The sequence below is a fragment of the Actinomyces sp. HMSC075C01 genome (assembly GCF_001812965.1).
Classification (GTDB): domain Bacteria; phylum Actinomycetota; class Actinomycetes; order Actinomycetales; family Actinomycetaceae; genus Actinomyces; species Actinomyces acetigenes.
In genome coordinates this window covers 12,095-31,816 of the sequence record NZ_KV810963.1, presented here as the reverse complement: position 1 = coordinate 31,816, position 19,722 = coordinate 12,095, and the positions used below count along the sequence as shown (strand labels likewise).

Genomic DNA, 19,722 nt, shown 5'->3' with positions numbered 1-19,722 from the left:
CGCCGAGTGGATCACCCGGCGTGGTGGTCACTACCTTCTCACGCCTCTGGGCAACCAGAAGACTCTGCGCAAGGCGCTCAAGGCCCTGCCCTGGAAAAACGTCCCATCCACCTCCTGGATCGATACCAGTCATGGGCGGCGGGTGCGGCGCACCGTCAAGGCCCTCGACGTCCCTAAGTGGGTGGACTTCCCCGCAGCCGCTCAGGTGGTCCAGCTCCGACGCACCAGGACCATCAAGAGCAGGAAGCATGTTGAGGTGGTCTACCTGATCTGCTCCCTACCCATGACCGACGCCCAGCCCGAGGCCATCGCCGCCTGGATCCAAGGGCACTGGGGAATCGAGAACCGTCTCCACGTCGGTCAGAGACGTCATCTTCGACGAGGACCACCACCAGCTACGCACCGCTAACGGCCCCGAGATCATGGCCGCACTACGCAACCTGGCCATCAGCCTCATCCGCCTCTTCCACGGCGCCAGCACCTCCATCGCCTCAACCACCAGATCCCTGTCCAGACACCCCAAACAAGCCATCAAACTACTCACCCAACCAACCCCCTAAACCAACTTTGCCGACCCCCTGACAGGCCACACACGACGGACCCAGAATGCGCAGGGGCCAGCATCATCATGGGGCACAGCCGGCGAGCATTAGCTTCAGCCTCTGAGCGTCACCACTAAATAGCCTTTCTTGCGGATACCGTCGACGGAGAGCCGTTCGATCCGGGATCAGAATCAAGAGAAACAATTATCCCACCCGGACACAATGCCGCAGAATCGCTTCCGACTCCAAACTGCGGCAGCATAACTCCGACCCACGGCGATTCGGAGGCGCTATCGCGGCGAGAAGTCCCACGAGCCTGGCGAGTCGCATCATTCTGCCTGACAACAAACTTGCTGCCATACGCGATTAGCCCTCCATTGTCCACACTCTCTGAGAACACAGGAGAATCCACTACACCAGAATATGGAGTGTCTATATTCTGACCATCATCCCCCATAACGGCGCGGTACGTTGCGGCTGAATCGACAGTCGTCACCTTTCCTGCGCGAACATCGAATACATTCAGCTCCAATTGGTAGGTATCACTCTCACTCACCTCGTCAACACGTTTGGCACTCCAGGTGGACACAGACTGAGCGCTGGCCTCAATACCCACGACGCGCTGGCTACGCGACCCTCCTTTATTTTTGAGAGACACGGTTCTGCCGGTGTCGACATCCTGAATCACCCCCTTATCGATATCATTGACGACCCAGCCACCAACATTAATGATTCGTCCATTAATCACTGAAGCCGTAAACCCTGTATTATGTGAATTATCGTATTTCCACCTTTCAGATACGGGTGCACGGAAATACTGATCGGACAGGGTTTCGACACTTATCAAAGAATATCTCGTCGGATCATCCTTCTTACTCCGAGCAAGAACTGTGGAATGACCTCCAGGCCCCGGGATCACCGCCTTCTCAATATCCAGAGGCGCGAGCTCACGACCACTGGCAGTATCGTAGACCCGACGGTTGATGACAGCCGTAGAATCGGTCAACTGTACGGTCGGCACCGATCCAGAAACTTGGACATCGAGAGCGATCTTACCAGTATCTGTATTGAGGACCACGATACGCGTGAGGTCCTCTGGAGAGTCTCCGCTATCAAGACTTCCTTCAAGCGTGACATCGAAGGCATAGGCGAGCCATGCACCGTTGGGCGAGGTGAAGGCAGATTCTTTCTCGTAAATGTTGACACCCCCCAGAGAACTGACATTGTTCTCATGAGAGGAGTCCTTCATATCAGTGGTGGCGAAGGCCCACGTGGCTTCCCCCGTCGAGGAGTCCAGACCATAGACACCGGCGTCAGTGACAACAACCGCACCACGCACTCCGGCAAGAATCTGCTTCACATTCACGTCACCGAAGGAGACCTTCCAATCGGAATCAGCAGCCGACTGCTCCTGGCCGACAGCCACCTCCGCTATTTTCTCCACACTCGGATAACCCTCATAATGAGGTGAAGCGTTCGCCGTGACGTGGATGAACGGATCGATACGTCGGTTGATGATCATTGGCGCTGCCACAGCGAGCGCCATAGCAGTCGCAACACCAACGACCCCCATTCCGAGACGCTGCGCGTACATGCCCACGTGCCTCCGGTCACCACTCTCTTCACTCTCCTCGTGCTGAGATTCTCTGGGCACCGGCAGCCTGGATGCCACACTGGATAAAATGTCACTTACAGTGATATCAAGCTCCACATCATCGTCGGACTCAGAGGCGACAGAGCTATTCCGGCTCTCCGGAGACGGCAGGGAGGCGTGAGCGTATGCGCGCCCTGCAATGTTGGTCAGAACAGCGAGAGTGAAACAACCCCACGCCGTCATCAGCTGACCGACGAAACCAGGAATGCTCATGCCCGACCGACTGATATCAGAGAAGCGATCAATAATAGGATGGGCGACAACGGTAGTCAGAGCAAGAATAATGGCCGCACCCCAGAAGCTGCCAGCAGTCAGCCGCTTAGATGGACGCGTCGCCCAACCGGCACACAAGGCGGCTATCGCAATCAGCACCGCCCAAATGCACCACGACTCACCGGTCACGGGCAGCGGCGAGCGTACAACATCAATAAACCCCATTAGCACCAGAATGAAGGCCGCCACACCCGCCGCCAGACTGACGCCGATGAGAAAGCTGAAAACCAGCCACCGACGCCGTAACGGCCGCCTGGAAACGGCATGAGACAAATCCGGCTGCTCGTCGGGGTCATCGGACCACCGCGTCTCTTCGTCGCTCATGGAGCCAGTCTCAGTTTCTCGACGCATGGCAGACAATGGGGAGTTCGAACCACTCGGCTGGATATGCTGAGCCTACGGATCCAGGATTCCTGTTCCCAACGACATCGACTGCCTCCTTCTGGGCAGGATGCCCCTACCCGCAGGACTGGTCGCGGGATCTCGAGAGGCCACAGACGGACGCGGGCCAAGCCGGTTGAAACGCCGGCGGGCGCCGAGCCGGAGGTTGGGAAAAACAAGCCTCATCGTCAGGGTGACAGAGCCCCGCCGCCCGGGGGAGACTACGAGGTGAGCGGTCTTACTCCCGACCCGCACCCCACGGGGCCGCCCGCGACACGACTGGCAGGACCGGCGGCGTCCCAGCACGACGCCTCTGTTCGGAAGGACACCTCCATGACCTTCACCTACACGCTCACCTGCACACTCGACACCACCGCGGCCCTCCCGCCCGTGGCCGGCAGTGAGGAGCAGCGCGCCTACTGGGTCACCCCCACCATCCTGGCGTGGCCGCTGTCGCTGCTGCCCCGGGGGATGGACCGCGAGGTCGTCGTCACCGACGCCGGCGCCCCCCTCCCCGGCTCCGGCCTCGCCCTGCGTCTCATCACGGCGCCCGACGGCGGCGCCGCAGCCATCCACGGCCGGATCCTGGGCGCGGATGGCATGCCCGCCCCGACGGTCACGCCCCTGCGCATCGTCGGGAACCTTCCCGGAGAGGTCCTCGCCGCACACCCCCATCTGGAGGGCTACATCGCCCTGAGCGCGACCGACGCCGCCGGCACTCCCCTTCTCGACGACGACGCCGTCGCCTCCGCCCTGACCGGCCAGGTCGCCGTCGCCCAGTACGTCGGGGTCCCGGACCCCACCGAGGCCGCCGACGTCAGTGGCGCCCGCCTCGACGCCTTCACCGGGGTGCAGACCGCCATCCTCCTGGACCACCTCTACGCCGAGGCCGCCACCCGCGCCGAGCTGGGCGTCACCTTCACCGGCGGCCTGCCCTCCTTCGCCCTGTGGGCGCCCACCGCGCAGGCCGTCACCCTTCTGACCTGGGAGACCGGTGACCCGCTGGGTTCGGTGCCGGAGGTCCCCGGCCCGCCGCGACGCACCCCGGCCGTCCGCACCGGCGACGGCCGCTGGGTCGTGGCCAACCACCCCGATTCCCCGGCCGACGCCGCCTCGAGCGCCCCCGGCGGCGGGCCCGACCCGAGCCGGCCCGGCGCCCCCATCGCTGCCGGCTGCCAGTACCTGTGGGAGGTGCGAGTCTACGTGCCCTCCACTCGACGCGTGGAGACCAACGTCGTCACCGACCCCTACTCGACGGCGCTGACGACGGACTCGACCCGCTCGGTCGCCGTCGACCTGGCCGACCCGCGCCTGGCCCCCGAACGGTGGGCCACCACCCGGGCGCCGGCGGTCCGCAACGACTCGGCCCGCAGCATCTACGAGCTCCACCTGCGGGACTTCTCCGCCGCCGACGACACCGTCCCGCCCGAGCTGCGCGGCACCTACCGGGCCTTCACGGTGACCGGCTCGGCGGGCGTGCGCCACCTGACCGAGCTGGCCCGGGCCGGCATGAACACGATCCACCTGCTGCCCACCTTCGACATCGCCACCATCCCCGAGCACCGCGGCTCCCAGCGCGCCCCGAACATCCCCACCGGCGCGCCCCCGGCCTCAACCGACCAGCAGGCCGCCGTCGCGGAGGTGGCCGACGACGACGCCTACAACTGGGGCTACGACCCGCTTCACTGGGGCGCCCCCGAGGGCTCCTACGCGACCGAGGGGCACCAGGACGGCGGGGCGCGTGTCGTCGAGTTCCGCGAGATGGTGGGGGCCCTGCACGACCTGGGCCTCCAGGTGGTCCTCGACCAGGTCTACAACCACACGGCCGCCTGCGGGCAGGACCCGCGCAGCGTCCTGGACCGGGTGGTGCCGGGCTACTACCACCGTCTCGACGCCGTCGGGCGGGTGACGAGCTCGACCTGCTGCGCCAACACGGCCACGGAGAACGCCCTGTGCGCGCGCCTCATGGTCGACTCGGTGGTGCGCTGGGCGCGCTGGTACCGGGTCGACGGTTTCCGCTTCGACCTCATGGGCCACCACCCGCGCGCCGTCATGGAGCGCGTGCGGGCGGCCCTGGACGAGCTGACGCTGGAGGCCGACGGCGTAGACGGCCGCTCCCTCTACCTGTACGGGGAGGGCTGGAACTTCGGGGAGGTCGCGGGCAACGCCCTGTTCGTGCAGGCCACCCAGGGTCAGCTCGACGGCACCGGGATCGGCGCCTTCAACGACCGCCTGCGCGACGCCGTCCACGGCGGGAGCGCCTTCGACCCCGACCACCGCGTCTTCCAGGGCTTCGGCACCGGCCTGCTCACTCAGCCCAGCGGCCTGGACCACCGCAGCTGGCACGAGCAGTCGGCGGACCTGGCCCACCGCACCGACCTGGTGCGCTTAGGCCTGGCGGGCAACCTCAAGGACTACGTCATGACGATCTCGGACGGGTCGGTGCGCCGCGGCATCGACCTCATCCACAACGGGGCGCCGGCGGCCTTCGCCTCCCACCCCCAGGAGAACGTCAACTACGTCGACGCCCACGACAACGAGACGCTCTACGACCTGCTGGCCTACAAGCTGCCCCAGGGCATGCCGGTGGCCGAGCGGGTGCGGATGAACACGGTGTGCCTGGCCACGGTGACGTTGGCGCAGTCGCCGGCCTTCTGGTGCGCGGGCACTGAGCTGCTGCGCAGCAAGTCCCTGGACCGGGACTCCTACAACTCCGGGGACTGGTTCAACACCATCGACTTCACGGGGCAGTCCAACGGTTTCGGTCGGGGCCTGCCGCCGGCCAGCCGCAACGAGGGCTCCTGGGGCATCCAGGGGCCGCTGCTGCAGGACGACTGGCTGCGGCCCTCGCCCGAGGAGATCGCCGCGGCCCGCTCCCAGGCCCTGGACCTGCTACGGCTGCGCGCCTCGACGCCGCTGTTCAGTCTGGGCTCGGCCCGCCTCATCCAGGACAAGCTGAGCTTCCCAGGGTCGGGCTTCGGGGCGCCGGCGGGAGTGATCGCCATGCTCATCGACGACACCCGGGGCGGGTGCGACGTGGACCCCGAGCTCGACGCCGTCCTGGTGGTCTTCAACGCCTCGGGACAGACGCTCACTCAGCCGCTGCCCGAGCTGGCGGGCCGGGACTTCCGCCTCTGCCCCATTCAGACCGAGGGGGCCGATGAGGTGGTGCGCCGTACCGGTTTCGACCGCGCCAGCGGCACGATCTCGGTGCCGGCGCGCACCGTGGCCGTCCTGGTGCAGCCCCAAAGCCGCTGAGACAGCAACTGCGCCCGGCCGTGGCTCAACATCGAGGAGAACTGTCACTTTTGGCGACTATTCCCCGCCCCTCACCGCTCTGCTCCAACCGGCAAACCGTCCTGACCTGGGCATATGCCCGCAAGCCTTGGGCGACCGAGGAGCAGATCGGCCCTAAAAGTCGCCCACAGTGACACAAAGCGGTTCCGGGCGGCTGATTCACAGGGCATGCGCGGGTTCAGCCCCCACCTAAGACGTCATCGGGGTCGACAACGCCGCCGCGCAGGGCCAGCAGCACCAGCTGGACCCGGTCGCGGCAGCCGGTCTTGGACAGCAGGTGGCTCACGTGGGTCTTGACCGTGGGCATGGACAACCACTCCCGGTCGCAGATCTCCTGGTTGGTCAGACCCATGGCGATAAGCGCCAAGATCTCGCGCTCGCGCTGAGTCAGGGCTGCGACCCGCTGGGAGGCCTCCGCCACCCGGACCGCCTCGACCGAGTCCTCAGAGGCATGGCGTCCGGCCCCATCCCCGACTCGCCTCCCGCTGACCTGCCCGGTGCGCACGGCGGTGAGCAGCCGGCGAGTGGGTCCCGGGGAGATAACGGAGTCGCCGTCGTGGACGGTGCGGATCGCGGCGATGAGGTCCTGTGGTGGGGTGTTCTTAAGCAGGAAACCGGCCGCACCGGCCTCGATGGCGCCCATGACGTAGCCGTCGGTGTCGAAGGTGGTCAGGATGACGACCCGCCCGGTGATGCCGCGGGCCATGAGCTCGCGGGTAGCGGCCAGGCCGTCGAGGGCCGGCATCTGCACGTCGAGGAGGAGGACGTCGACCGGGTCGGTGGCGTTGCGCGCGAGTGCTTCCTTGCCGTTGGCGGCGCGCCAGACGACCTCCATATCCGGCTGCGCTCCCAGCAGCATGGCCAGCCCCATGGTGAACAGCGGCTCGTCGTCAGCCAGACCCAGGCGTATCACAGGCACCTCCCCTTCTTGACGTCGACTCACCGGAAGTATCCGCTCTCCGGGTACAGCCTGTGCGGTTTTGTGCCGACGAAGTGCCGACGACGCCTGAGAGGTTCGCCATATCAGAGTGATTGGTTCTCACTCTAGGCAAGCAAGAAGCCCCACCTTTACCCGTCACGCCAGCGAAGACCACCGACCAAAATGATCAGGAAACATTGCAATACCCCAGACTCAACGGCCGCCACAAAGTAAAACTCAACACCCCTAAACGCCCTTGAGTTGGCGCAGTTCAAGCACATATCCTCGCCACACTAAACCGAGAAATACTCCGTCACTAATACGCCTCTCATTTGATTGGTCACCATAAGAAGAACTAAATAACCCCTTTCCGAAAACGATTCAAGATCATCAAACAACCGACGAGAAGTAGTTTACAAACCACCCCCCGAAAAGCATCAAAACCAGCATCGCCAGGACTGGAAAGCAGTACACAACAATACCCGCCCAAAAGCTTCGCGTAGTGCAATGTAAGAACGTCCGCACAGCCTTATGGCCTCGTTGCCATTCTCGGAAATGCCCCTCTTCTAGGCTTAAGCACTTTTCTAAAACTGCCTCGAACCTAGATGTGACTAACTCAAAATCAGTACGACAGACATCGATGAACACCCCCATTGCGACCACCCACACCCCTAATATCGCCACAATCGCTGCCGGATACAGCACTGCCGTCCAGCCGACGCTCAAGACACCATTTATTCCAGACGATTTCAATGCATTGCCGACATCGATCGACACAACCGCCCCCCAGAATGCAGCAACACCAAACATAACCGCACTCAGCATGACGCGATAATATTGATATAAGCGATTGAGCAAGGAGTAGCGCGCAGTAAGTGGCTCGGGCGGCGGCACCAGATACCCAACCACCAATAGCGTTATTGCCGATATAAACATGCAGACCAAAAGCAGCACACCCACACAGAATAACAACTTAGAGGTGTGAAATATGCGGACCTCCAGCATTATCAAAGGAAAAACGACAGTCGGCACAACAACCAGCCAGGTCCTCCACCACCTAGCCAACTTTGTCACGAACCTGAGTGAACCTTCACCTCGCACCTGCACGGTCTGATCGACGCTCACGCTCTCTCCTTCCACATGCGAGAACCCTGACGTTCAGAGCTGCGAGCCACGTTACGACAGGGGTATGACATCTATTCCCGCTTCTTAACACCTTCAGGCAGACACCCCAGGTGTCCGCGGCTCTCCGTCAAGCATGTTGGCCCTAGGGGCAGCCATGCCCCCCCCTGCGTGGGCACCGAGCCGCGGAGGACCGAGGAGCAGATCAGCTCTAGAAATCGCCCGCAGTGACAAGGAGGCGGTTCCGTGCGGCTGAATCAGAGGATGTCCGCGGGCCTTGAGGCCCGCCCAGGCTCATCTATGACCGCCCTGACGAAGGTGCGGTGGTCTCCCGGTCGGCACCCCCTCCGAGGTTCGGCCCTCACCCGGCCTTGGCGAAGTGGTTGAGCAGGGAGTCGATGTCCTGCTGGATGCAGCCCCAGCGCACGATGTGGGCGCCTGTGCCCTCGTAGTGCTCGTAGCCAATGCCGGTACCGCCGAGCGCCTTCTCGAAGTTCTGCTGGCTGGGCAGGACGACGCTCTCGTAGCGATCGCTTTCGGTGCCGGCCAGAGACGAGGAAGACGCGCTTGCCGCGGTAGCTCTCCACGTGCTCGACCGGGTTGTCCGCGCTCACCCGTGCCTGGTCCCACGGGATTCCGTAGATGGTGCCGCCCTTGAGGTCGGTGGCGCCGGCGGTGAAGTTCGCCCAGTGGACCACCGCCCCGTCCTGGATACGCAGGTCGGCCGGCCCCGAGTGGCTGGAGACCGACGCGAAGAGCTCGGGGTACTTCGCGGCGTACTTCAGGGCTCCGAAACCGACCATGAAGAAGCCGGAGATCGCGCGACCGGAAGGCCGCCCGGTTGTGGCGAAGGTGGCATCAACCCAGAGGATGAGCTCCTTGATGTGAAAGGTCTCCCAGTTGCGCGGCCCCACGTTGGAGGACTCGGGGTCGCAGTACCAGCCGGCCGCCCCGCCGTCGGGCATGACAACAATGGGGTCGCGCCCTGCGGTGTGGTTGCGGATGTCGTACTTCGTGTCGAAAGTCGAGTAGTCCTCGCCGCCGCCGTGCGGCAGGAAGAGCACGGGTAGCGGCGCAGGTGTCGTAGCCGTCGGGCAGCAGCACGTTGACGCGCGACAGCCAACCAACCGACGACGTGGCCAGCTTGTAGTACTGCATACGACCGTGGTCCTCGTGCTCGGCCACCGTGAGGACTTCCTGGGCCGGGGCCGATCCGGCGACGACGGCGCCGCCCCAATGACGGGGGCGGCGGCGAGCCCACCCACCCCTTGAGCAGGGTCCGTCGGCTGAGCTGGTGGGCTCAGGCACCTCTGGGCCGCCGACCGGATGGCGAGTTGGCGGGCGAGGTCCGTGCACTGAAAGGCATGGCATGTCCTTGGTGGTCGACGATGACGGCAGTGGCGGGGCGGACCTACCGCCCCGGAGTCCGGCCGACCGACGGACACCGACCAGCCCTTGTGACAGGGCCTCACGGCGCACCCCCATCGGCGCCCACCTATGAGACTTGGTTCACACTCTATGCTAACCGCATGGTTAATACATCCCTTGTCAAGACCACTCCGAGGACCTCAGGCGTCGAGCAGGGCGCGCAGGTTGCGCACGCACCGCTCGAAGGCCTTTCGGCAGGACATGCCGGTGGTTCCGGAGTTCCGGGAGGCGAAGCGGAAGACAATACGACCTCAGACCTCCAGCGCCGATGGCTTCAGCAGACAGACGCCACTCATCCAGCCAACACGACACGCATACAAACCCAGAACGGCGACGCACTGATAGCATCCAACAGAACCGCCACCAACGTTACAACTGCCGCATACGAGCTTGATGATGGAACATCACCAGGTAGCGTTGTCACGACCACTGGGATTGGACGAGAAGAAAAGTTCATCGCGGCCGGAAGCCTGTCGTCAATCGAATCAACCTAAAAAATCCCTCAACAGGAAAGGGCATACGTGAATAAAATTCACTCATGCGATCGTATCGACTTAAGCCGCCTGCATGAATCCTACTTTTTTGGCCTCGTAGCCGTGATGTGCTTCGGTGCAGCCATTCTATTTATCAAGTTGACCCCCGCTCCTATGGAGATTCTATACCTAGGGATCGGCTTGTTTCTCACTTCGTATGCCATCAATCGAAATATGCAGTTCAAGTTCGCTCAGCACTCCTACAAAAAATGGAATGCTAGACCAGGCCGCATTGAGTTCGGTCCATGCTGGTTCTTCAACTTGTGGAGCATTCTGACGATAATCATTCTGGTACTTACCATAGTCACCGCGGCCTGGCTGACGCATTTTGGTGGAACACCATACTCAAGCCGGACGCAATTAAGAATCGCGATGATGGTCGGGATCTTACTGATCTTATCATTAGTCAGCCTGCTTTCATTTCCATTTGGGAGATGGACGAAGCCTGAAATCGTTATCGACTCGATCGGAGTTCACCTATGGCCCGCTGGGCGCTATCGAACCATGATCCCTTGGGCGGCACAGCCGAGAGTTTTGGGCTGCGTGAGACATAACGGCACGCCCGTTGCTCTCATAGAGACCAGAACCGACTCATTTTACTATTTTCCGATGTTCACGCTCCCCCTGGGGTACGTCCAGCTTCAAAGAGTTCTTGAGTTTTACTCAGGTTACGCTGATGCGCGTCGAAGTATCGGTACGCCGCAAGGCCTTGTACACGTACGAAGCCTGATGGATTTTCCAGTCTCTGAAATAGCCAAGGACCTTCATAGCCAGTGAACTTCGACGTTCTATCGACTTGAACTGCCGCCCGACAGGCCATCACCTCACCTCAGCAGGAAGCGTGTTTGTATGACTGTGTTTCAGAAGCTCTCCCCCACGGGCGGAGGCAAGTCCGCAGCGCAGAATTATGGACGCGCAGACCAGTTGAGGGGCCTGGAGGCATTCATCATGCTGATAGCTGGGGTCGGACTGGTACTCCTGTCCTTCACCTATCACTCATCCACTGCGTTCGTTGCGTGGATGCTGCTCATGGGCTGCTCCAGCATCGCTTACGGGCTCCACAGATACATCATCTACGCTCACATCCACCAGGCAGAACACCGTTGGCACTGCGATGGAACTCGCGTCGCATTCGTCCCGCCTTGGCTGTGCGAGACCGGCGAGATTCTTGTGCACTCAATGATGACGCTGTCATCACTGCTTTCTCTGTGTCTTGCAGTACTCTCTAGCCTCAATGAACCAGGTGACACCAAGGCCTTCTGGCTCTCGCTCCTGACGACCGCCTTTTGTGCATTCGCATGGGCGTCCACTCCCCTGTATCGTCCCGGATCTCCCGTCTTCGAGGCATCTCCTCACGGCATTCATCTGCGGACAGCAGGGCTTCGCCGTACATTCGCCTCCTGGGACTCATCGCCTACGTTTCAGACATACGGAACAATAAGAGGAGTCCCTCGTGTCACCCTGGCAACGAGTAGCGAGACGATCTACTTCTCAATAGGTGGCATACCTTTCGGCTGCGAACAGCTACACAAGCTCTTGGTGTTCTACCGCGATCATCCTGAACTTCGTGGCGAACTCACTCAGCAGCGCGGCCTGGAACGGGTTCAGGAACTGATGTACGCCTCGTTGAATGAGGTGGAAGCAGGTCTCGCCAGAGAACGCACCCAGTCCGCGAATCAACCAGATCCCTCACCGCCCCAGGGGGTCGGCGAGGTCGGTGGGTGAGGGTGTCTGAGCCGCTTTGATGGGGTGGTGTGTCGCTGGGACGGGGGCGCGGGCGGGGCTTGCCCCTGTTGCAGCACTTCTTCTACACATCTACAAATTTGACGGTAGGATCTGCTTCGAAAGCTACTCGCCGCCTCGTCGGAGGCGACTCGGAACGATCAGTTGGTTTGGGACACTAAATTTTAGAACACCAATTCACTTACAGAGGTATTGACCATTTCCTACCGAAAGAGGGCGATGCACACTATTCTTTACCATCATGGAGCGCGTGATGTTACCTGAAATTCGCGACTGCGAACGAGTTGACGCACTACGTCTCCGCACGCCATTCTATATGCTCGCTTCCGGAGTCGCCCTTCTGCTCATTTCATTAATTTATCGTTCCTCAAGCTCTGCTCTGTTTGCGCTCTTTCTCTTAGGGCCTGTTATGTAAGTCGTTTGAGCCAGTGGTCGATGCTGGCGATGTGGATGGTTGCTCGGTAGCGTACGGCGAGCTTGTCGTAGCGGGTGGCCAGGGCCCGGTGGTGCTTGAGGTGGCTGAAACCGCGTTCCACGGCGTTGCGGTCCTTGTAGGCGGCGGCGTCGAAGGCTGGTGGGCGCCCGCCGCGTGGGCCCCTGGCCTTGCGGTGGGCGGCCTGGTCGGCCTTGACGGGGATCGTGGCGCGGATATGGTGGGCGCGCAGCCAGGCCCGGTTGGCCCGTGAGGAGTAGGCCTTGTCGGCCAGCACCCGCCGCGGTCGCCGGCGGGGCCTGCCCGGGCCATGGTGCGCCAGGCGGATCGCCTCCAGCACCGGGACCATCATGGGGCAGTCCGCAACCTGTCCCGCACTGAGCACGCAGGCGAGCATCCCGCACCCCGCATCGACGGCGGCGTGGATCTTGGTCGACCACCCGCCCCGACACACCCCCAGGGCGTGGTCGTCCGGCTCACCGTCCACCGTGCGGGGGCTGTCGCGGCGGGCGCCGGCGGCGTGCACGTGGGCCCGGCAGACGGTGGAGTCCACCGACACCTCGTCCCACACCGCCTCGGGTCCCTGGGCGGTGACCACCGCGGATGCCAGCTCGCGCTCCAGGTGCTCCCAGACCCCGGTGACCTGCCAGGAGCGGAATAGTGCGTAGGCCCTCCACCAGGGCCCGTAGCGATCCGGGATATCGCGCCACGGGCACCCCGTCCTGGTTCGGTAGCGCACCGCGTCGACTAGGCCACGCAGACCGTAGGTGCGCGGCCTGCCGGTGGTGGGCAGCTCGGGAAGCAGCGGCGCCAGCAGCTCCCACTGCGCATCGGTGAGGTCATGACGACCTTTAGCGTGTGCGTCTATCCTGGACACCTGAGGCCTCCGGTTTGATCACGTGATGACTTGACACCACCCGTGATACCCCGGAGGCCTCACCCAACCCAGCCACCACGCCGCCAACCACCACCCCTTCCGCAACAGGCCCTAGTCGGCGTCAGCGGTATCCTGGAAGCCTTGGCCAACTTTCTGCTCCTGTTCGGCTCCATGTCGGCGGGGAGCAGGTGGAAGCACTCTTCCACAGGGGTGGAATTCTGGCCTCTTTGGAGCGGCACTTCGGGAAAATACATCTCATGTCTTGTCATGACTATGTCCGCCTTGGTGCCAGGAGCGATAGTTATATCTACGCGCTTCGCAGATATTGGAACCCTGAAAGCCCTACTTTATTCCACGCTCTTCGGCACTATCGCCGCCACAATGTGGGCAGACCTACCGTTCAACAAGCCCGGACGGCCCGCTATCGAGATGAACTCCGAGGGAATCTATTTTTGGCGTTACAGCATCCGTTCAACCTATATCGCATGGGACAGCTCCCCTTCCATGGTAGGATGCAAGAACGTGAGGGGAGTGCCGCGCGCCCTGATCGAATCGGACAACGGGCCGTCCTACATCTCGATATCAAGTCTTCCAATAGGCTACGATCAACTCAGAAGAGTGTTGCATTTCTACGGTGCACACCCCGAACGTCGTCACGATCTTGCATCTCAGCGCGGCCTGGAACGGGTCCGGGAACTGATGTACGCCTCATTGAATGAGGTGGAAGCAGGTCTCGCCAGGGAACGCACCCAGTCCGCGAATCAACCGGCCCCCTCACCACCCCCGCCCCGACAGCGTCCATCGAGACCTCCAGCATCACGGCCAGCTGCAGAACCTCCCAACTCGGCTGGTAACGGGGGCGATGCGACGTCGGCCGAATGACCACCGGTACCCTCGGCCGAACTCCGGCCACTCGGCCTCAGGCATCGAGCAGGGCACGCAGGTTGCGCACGTACCGCTCGAAAGCGACCCGCCCCTCGGGGGTCAGCGCCAGGTACGTGGCGGGACTGCGCCCGGAGTAGGTCTTGTTCTGCTGCACATAGCCCGCCCCCTCCAGCTTGGACAGGTGCGTGGACAGGTTGCCGGCCGTCATATCCAGCAGCTCGCGCAACCGCGGGAAGTGCAGCTCGTCGCCAACAGGCACGGCAGCCAGGGTCGCCATGATCCGCAGGCGGGCCTGGGCGTGAATGACGGGGTCAATGTCGACGGTGGAGGCCGTCGCGGCAGCGGAGACTCCAGCGCCAGCACCCACACCGGCCGGCTCCGCCGACTCCTCCGCCCCACCGGCATCCTCCGACCCCTCAGGCCGCCGCGCCCGCACCCCTCCGGTCATGTCACGCACCTCGCTTCGATCCTGCGGCAGCAGCGACGACAGCGGCCGCCAGCATGCCGCCCCCACCGGCCACGGACATGATCCACCAGGCCCAGGGCATCCCGACAATCGTGACCACCAGGGTGACCAGGAGGATCCAGCCGCCCAGAACCCCCATGACCGCCTCATTCCACAGTGCGGCGCTCATGAGGAAGATGACGCCGACGACGAGGCAGGGCACGGCGTTGGACACGACGTCGGCGACCTCGTTGGCTTCACTCGTGTTGAGGGCGGCCAGGAAGGCATTGACCCGACTGAGGATGAGGGCGCCCAGTGGCATCCCGAGGAACCAGGCGAGACTGTAGTAGGCGCCTTCGCGGTTGCTCCGGCCGCGGATGCCGCGCGCCTTGGGGACGATATAGGCGAAGGTGAACAGCAGGGCCACCGCGAGGCAGCCGTAGAAGAACAGGTACGGCGCGATCGGCAGGCTGTAGTCCGCCCTGCGGAAGAGGGCCAGGGCGGCGTAGCCGATCAGCCAGGCCAGACCCCAGGCGACCAGGAGCGGGGTCGCCTTGATCCTGTGCCGCTTGAGAAAGGCGCTCCGCTGGGCCTCAACGACGGCGAGAGCCTCATCGGCCCCCGCCGGAACCTTCTGATCCTCAGTGACCGCACTCATGGTGAACCTCCTCGTCAACGAGGGTTTGCGTTTCAAACCAGCATCAGGATAGCGCTACCTGGTTTGTTCTGCAAACTACTTTGAACAAGCCACCTTCGGCGCGCGATTCCTTCCGGCGTAGGAGGGTCCGCCCAGGCTCTCCCCCTAGAATCGGCGTCATGACAGATGCGGCACCAGGTTCGCCCCCACCGGCCGGCGACCTCGACCACACCTCGACGCTCACCGACCCTCCCGGCGAGTTCCCCACCGCCGTCGCCCAGCAAGTATCTGCGGCCGCCCCGTCGGCCGCCTCCGCGGCTTCACCCTCCGCACACTCAGTCGAGTCGACCTCCACCTCGCCGGTCGGCATCCCCGTCATCGGGGTCACCCCCATGGCCGAGCCCACCCCGACCTCCGGCCCCACCGCCCCCTGCTCGACGACGCTCCTGGTGGACACCACCGCGCACCGCCTGCGCCGCACCGAGGACCTGCTCGACCTGGCACTAACGCTCCTGGGCATCTTCGCCGTCCTCGTCCTGGCGATCTACGCCCGCGAGACCACCACCGGCGTCACCCAGGACGTCCAGAACGCCCTGGCGGTGGTGCTGCGCCGCATCCTCGTCTTCCCCCTGCAGACCATTGAGGGCCTGGCCACCTTCATCGTGCCGCTGGCCGTCCTGCTGGACCGCCTCCTGCGTCGCTCCTGGCGCTCCTGCGGCCAGGCCGTCCTGTCGGGGATGGCCGGCTACGCGGTCGCCGTCGCCGCGATGACCGGCCTCGTGACCTGGGGCCCCACCGCCCTGGTCATGGGGCTGACAGTCACCGCCTCGGGCACCGCCCAGCTGGGCGTCTCCACGGTCTTCGCCTCCATGGCCGGCCTGCTCACGGGCGCCGGCGACCGCAACAGCTCCACCGTGATGCGCTCGGGCTGGGCGGCCCTGTGGGTGGTCCTGGGCATGGCGGTCCTGCGCGGCGCCCTGACCCTGCCGGGCGCGGTGCTGTCCCTGTTGCTGGGCCGCGTCGTCGGCCTGCTGGTGCGTTACGTCTTCGGTGTGGAGGACCGCCGCGCCCACGGGGTCACGCTCGTACGCGCCCTGCGCCGGGCCGGGATCGACGCCGTGCGCGTGGTCCGCATGGACCGCGCCCCCGAGACGCGCGCCTGGATCGTCACCACCGACGCCCCCCTGGGCTACACCGAACAGGTCCGTGAGCAGGTGCGCGAGAACCCGCTGGGCTCGCCGGCGCAGGAGCCGGCGGGCCTCGAGCCCGCCACCGGGGACGCCCCCACCCCCGCCGACGAGCAGGTCACCGACGCGACCACCGGGTCGTCGGGCGCAGAGGCCGCCTCTCTCCTCGACTCGACGCCGGCGGGCGCGAACACGATCAGGCCGGCCACCGACGTCGACCTGGCCGCCGTCCTGGCCGAGGCCTCCAGCGAGGCCCTGTCCCAGGAGCGGGCCTCGGTCCACCGCATGTACGCCGTATGGGACTCGGCCGGTGAGCGCCACAACGTCACCCTCCTCGACGCCGACCGGCAGGTGGCCGGGTTCCTCTCCAACATCTGGGACCAGATCCGCGTCAGGGGCCTGTCCCCCACCCGCGACCTGTCCCTGCGCCCGGCCGCCGAGCACGCCGCCCTCATGACGATGGAGGCCCGCCGCGCCCGCGTGCGCACCCCCGACCTGCTGGGGATGGCCGAGGCCGCCGAGTCCGTGCTGCTGGTGACCGACCACGTCGTCGGCGCCCGGTCCATCAGCGACCTGGGGGCCGAGATCGACGACGACGTCCTGGACCAGCTGTGGAGCCAGCTCCAGCGCGCTCACGCCGCGGGGCTGGCGCACGGGAGCATCGACGCCTCGAGCGTCGTCGTCGACGAGTCCGGGCGGCTGTGGCTCCTGGACTGGGCCTCAGGCGAGACGATCTCCTCTGAGCTCTCCCGCCGGGTGGACCTGGCCCAGGCCCTGGCGCTGACCGCCCTGAGCGTCGGCGCTGAGCGGGCCATCGACGCCGCCTCCCGCTCACTGACCACCGCGCAGCTGGCCTCGATCGCCCCCATGCTCCAGCGGGTGGTGCTGCCGCGCCAGACCCGCGAGGTCATGGGGCGGCGCGGCGCCAGCCGGCAGGTCCTCCAGGATCTGCGCGACGCCCTCGTGGCGCTCACCCCCACGGCCGACGCCGAGCCGGCCCGCCTCAACCGCTTCTCCACACGCACCGTCCTCATGGCCGTGGTGGCCCTGGTGGCGGTGTGGACGCTGCTGGCGCAGCTGGACTTCCAGCAGGTCTCCGCCGCCGTCTCGCAGGCCAATGGCTGGTGGATGCTGGCGGCCCTGATCTTCTCGGTGGCGACCTACGTGGGCGCCGGGCTCACACTGGTGGCCTTCAGTCCCGAGCGGCTCTCCCTGTGGCGCTCCACCGAGGTGCACCTGGCCAGCGCCGTCGTCTCACTCGTGGCCCCGGCCGGTGTGGGCGGGGCGGCCATCAACCTGCGCTTCCTCAACCGCAAGGGGGTGCCCACCGCGGTCGGCGTGGCCACGGTGGCCCTGGTCCAGGTGGTCCAGTTCATCGTCACCGTGGTGCTGCTCGTGGTGCTGGCGGCCATGACCGGCCAGTCCACAGGGCTGACCCTGCCCTCGGGCTGGGTGCTGGTCGCCGCGGGCGCCGTCGTCGTGGTGGCGGCGGTGGTCCTGACCATCCCCAGGGCGCGCACCTGGGCGTGGGCCAAGATCGAGCCCACCTACCGCCAGGTGTGGCCGCGGCTCGTGTGGGTCATGTCCAACCCGGTGCGCCTGGCCCTGGGCGTGGGCGGCGCCCTCATGCTGAGCCTGTCCTACATCCTGTCCTTCAGCGCGAGCCTGTGGGCCTTCGGCTACACGGTGCCCTTCGCGGTCCTGGCCATCACCTACCTGGCCTCCAACACGGTGGGCTCGATCGTGCCCTCCCCCGGTGGTATCGGTCCGGTCGAGCTCGCGCTGACCGCCGGGCTCGTCGCCGCCGGCGTCCCCTACGGGGTGGCGCTGTCCACGGCGATCGTCTACCGCCTGGTGACCTTCTGGATCCCGATCCCGGTGGGCTGGCTCAGCCTCCAGCGCCTCCAGAAGGTCGGGGACCTGTAAGTGCACGTGCACGGACAGGGCCCCGTCATGAAGGTACCGTCGGTGCGGGCCGGTCACGCCCGGGCGGAGGCGCCCACGCACCCCAGTCAGCGAGGCTACGGTCAAGACTCACGTATCCGCCATCATCGCCAAGCTCGGAGTCCAAGACCGGGTGGGCGCAGCGGTGTACACCCTGCAGCACAATCTGGTGTGATCGGACTTATCCAATCCGTCTATCCGGACGGTTGATTTACCTTGTCACCCAGGTAAGATACTCAGTGCACCATATCCAGGAAGGAAGAACGATGTTCAACCTCATTTTCTCACTTAACCCTGCCTCTTTCAGCAAAGATTTCGAATGGGGGAATTTTTGGGATTGGGCAGTCAGTTTCTGACTGGAACACACATGCTTGTTGCAGCAGACCCGGGCTGAGCGAGAAGCTCCGACATCGCCGCCTGAGCCGCCGCGCGTTCGTCGAGGAAAGTCACTCCTGCGCCTCTGTCGTCGAACGCACGCCCTCAGTGACAACAGCGGGCGGGCCGAGTGCACCTCGGCCCGCCCGCTGAGTCGTCGGCTACACAGCTACTCGTTGCCGTGGCAGGTCAGGCCCTTCTTGGGCATGGTGCCGGAGATCAGGTAGGCGTCGACGGCGTCGTTGACGCAGGAGGCGTCGCCGCCGTAGGCGGTGTGCCCATTGCCCTCCCAGGTCAGCAGCTGGCCGGAGTCGAGCTGCTCGGCCAGGGACTTCGACCATGCGTACGGGGTGGCCGGGTCCCCGGTGGTTCCCACCACGAGGGTCGGCGCAGCCCCACGGGCATGGATCTGCGCGGGCTTGCGGGTCCCGTTATGCCCCCACACACTGCACACCAGGTCCATGCCGACCGCGGAGTCCGCGAAGACCGGGGCCTCGCGCTTGGCCTGCTCATACTGCGCGGCCCAGGTCGTCTTGTCACCCTCCACCGGGTAGTCCAGGCAGGTGACGGCCTGGAAGGCACCGCCACCGTCATCCTTCGAGGAGGTGTCCTGCTCCTCAGAGTCCGCGAAGGCCGAGCCGTCGCGGTGGTTGATGGCCTGGTCGAGGGCCTTGTTCAGGGGCTCCCAGTTCTGCTCGGTGGTGTAGAGGTACTCGCTCAGGGCGGCGACGATGTCCGCGCCGGTCACGGTGCGGTTCGGGTCACCGGTCGCCAGGGGCGTGCTGTTGGTCGAGGTGATGAGGTCGCGGATCTGCTGGACTCCGGCGTCGGTGCCCCCGCTCAGCGGGCAGCCGGTGGAGTTCTGGCAGTAGTCCACGTAGGTGCGCAGCGCCTGCTCGAAGCCCTTGGCCTGTCCCAGTCCCTGCTCGGCGAGGGACAGGGAGGGGTCGATGGCGCCGTCGAGCACCATGCGACCCGTGTTGCCGGGGAAGGTCTCGGCGTAGACGGAGGCGAGGTAGGTGCCGTAGGAGAAGCCCAGGTAGTTGA

General features: G+C 64.6%; 14 protein-coding genes and 1 pseudogene. 7 read left to right on the top strand and 8 right to left on the bottom strand.

The annotated features are described in order from the left end of the window. A partial coding sequence (locus HMPREF2883_RS02620) for a transposase (RefSeq protein ID WP_256277298.1) occupies window positions 1–409 on the top strand: 409 nt, incomplete at its 5' end. A gap of 266 nt (window positions 410–675) precedes the next feature. Here the strand turns inward: HMPREF2883_RS02620 and HMPREF2883_RS13930 are convergent. Continuing rightward, window positions 676–2,793: a fatty acid desaturase gene (locus HMPREF2883_RS13930; protein ID WP_075371395.1), complete on the bottom strand. Its 2,118-nt coding sequence runs from the start codon at window positions 2,791–2,793 to the stop codon at window positions 676–678. A 390-nt stretch (window positions 2,794–3,183) separates the two neighbouring features. Between HMPREF2883_RS13930 and pulA the strand changes: the two genes are divergently transcribed. Next, a complete protein-coding gene (pulA, locus tag HMPREF2883_RS02615) occupies window positions 3,184–6,108 on the top strand; it encodes a pullulanase-type alpha-1,6-glucosidase (RefSeq protein ID WP_070658851.1) in 2,925 nt (974 codons plus the stop codon). A 217-nt stretch (window positions 6,109–6,325) separates the two neighbouring features. Here pulA and HMPREF2883_RS02610 read toward each other — a convergent pair whose 3' ends face one another. The 3 genes from HMPREF2883_RS02610 to HMPREF2883_RS13925 form a co-directional block, all read right to left on the bottom strand. Next, window positions 6,326–7,060 (bottom strand): response regulator, encoded by a 735-nt coding sequence (locus HMPREF2883_RS02610; protein ID WP_075371396.1) that lies wholly within the window; start codon window positions 7,058–7,060, stop codon window positions 6,326–6,328. Between the two features lie 396 nt (window positions 7,061–7,456). Then, entirely contained in the window at window positions 7,457–8,191 is a 735-nt protein-coding gene (locus tag HMPREF2883_RS14620; RefSeq protein WP_141759009.1) for a hypothetical protein, read from the bottom strand. A 254-nt stretch (window positions 8,192–8,445) separates the two neighbouring features. Then, window positions 8,446–9,252 (bottom strand): alpha/beta hydrolase, encoded by an 807-nt coding sequence (locus HMPREF2883_RS13925; protein ID WP_075371397.1) that lies wholly within the window; start codon window positions 9,250–9,252, stop codon window positions 8,446–8,448. A 465-nt stretch (window positions 9,253–9,717) separates the two neighbouring features. Between HMPREF2883_RS13925 and HMPREF2883_RS14615 the strand changes: the two genes are divergently transcribed. The 3 genes from HMPREF2883_RS14615 to HMPREF2883_RS14605 all read left to right on the top strand — a co-directional run bounded on the left by HMPREF2883_RS14615 (window position 9,718) and on the right by HMPREF2883_RS14605 (window position 11,874). Continuing rightward, on the top strand, window positions 9,718–10,110 hold the full coding sequence (locus tag HMPREF2883_RS14615) for a hypothetical protein (RefSeq protein WP_141759008.1): 393 nt from the start codon (window positions 9,718–9,720) through the stop codon (window positions 10,108–10,110). Between the two features lie 27 nt (window positions 10,111–10,137). After that, on the top strand, window positions 10,138–10,926 hold the full coding sequence (locus HMPREF2883_RS14610; RefSeq protein ID WP_141759007.1) for a hypothetical protein: 789 nt from the start codon (window positions 10,138–10,140) through the stop codon (window positions 10,924–10,926). A gap of 72 nt (window positions 10,927–10,998) precedes the next feature. Beyond that, window positions 10,999–11,874, top strand: a complete 876-nt coding sequence (locus tag HMPREF2883_RS14605; RefSeq protein ID WP_141759006.1) for a hypothetical protein — start codon at window positions 10,999–11,001, stop codon at window positions 11,872–11,874. Between the two features lie 425 nt (window positions 11,875–12,299). On the opposite strand, the gene HMPREF2883_RS02600 is transcribed toward HMPREF2883_RS14605, so the two are convergent. The 3 genes from HMPREF2883_RS02600 to HMPREF2883_RS02590 all read right to left on the bottom strand — a co-directional run bounded on the left by HMPREF2883_RS02600 (window position 12,300) and on the right by HMPREF2883_RS02590 (window position 15,190). Then, window positions 12,300–13,202 carry an IS5 family transposase gene (locus HMPREF2883_RS02600; RefSeq protein ID WP_218079117.1) on the bottom strand — a complete coding sequence of 301 codons (903 nt, stop codon included), beginning with the start codon at window positions 13,200–13,202 and terminating at the stop codon, window positions 12,300–12,302. A gap of 919 nt (window positions 13,203–14,121) precedes the next feature. Continuing rightward, window positions 14,122–14,535 (bottom strand): winged helix-turn-helix domain-containing protein, encoded by a 414-nt coding sequence (locus tag HMPREF2883_RS13920; protein ID WP_075371399.1) that lies wholly within the window; start codon window positions 14,533–14,535, stop codon window positions 14,122–14,124. Window position 14,536: 1 nt separating this feature from the next. Next, window positions 14,537–15,190: a hypothetical protein gene (locus HMPREF2883_RS02590; protein ID WP_070658849.1), complete on the bottom strand. Its 654-nt coding sequence runs from the start codon at window positions 15,188–15,190 to the stop codon at window positions 14,537–14,539. A gap of 158 nt (window positions 15,191–15,348) precedes the next feature. Between HMPREF2883_RS02590 and HMPREF2883_RS02585 the strand changes: the two genes are divergently transcribed. Beyond that, on the top strand, window positions 15,349–18,282 hold the full coding sequence (locus HMPREF2883_RS02585; RefSeq protein ID WP_070658848.1) for a lysylphosphatidylglycerol synthase transmembrane domain-containing protein: 2,934 nt from the start codon (window positions 15,349–15,351) through the stop codon (window positions 18,280–18,282). Window positions 18,283–18,358: 76 nt separating this feature from the next. After that, a pseudogene (locus HMPREF2883_RS13915) lies at window positions 18,359–18,475 on the top strand (LuxR C-terminal-related transcriptional regulator); the annotation flags it as partial. 369 nt (window positions 18,476–18,844) lie between these two features. Here the strand turns inward: HMPREF2883_RS13915 and HMPREF2883_RS02580 are convergent. Next, window positions 18,845–19,722 (bottom strand): alpha/beta hydrolase (locus tag HMPREF2883_RS02580; RefSeq protein WP_141759011.1); only part of this gene is annotated, 878 nt, incomplete at its 5' end.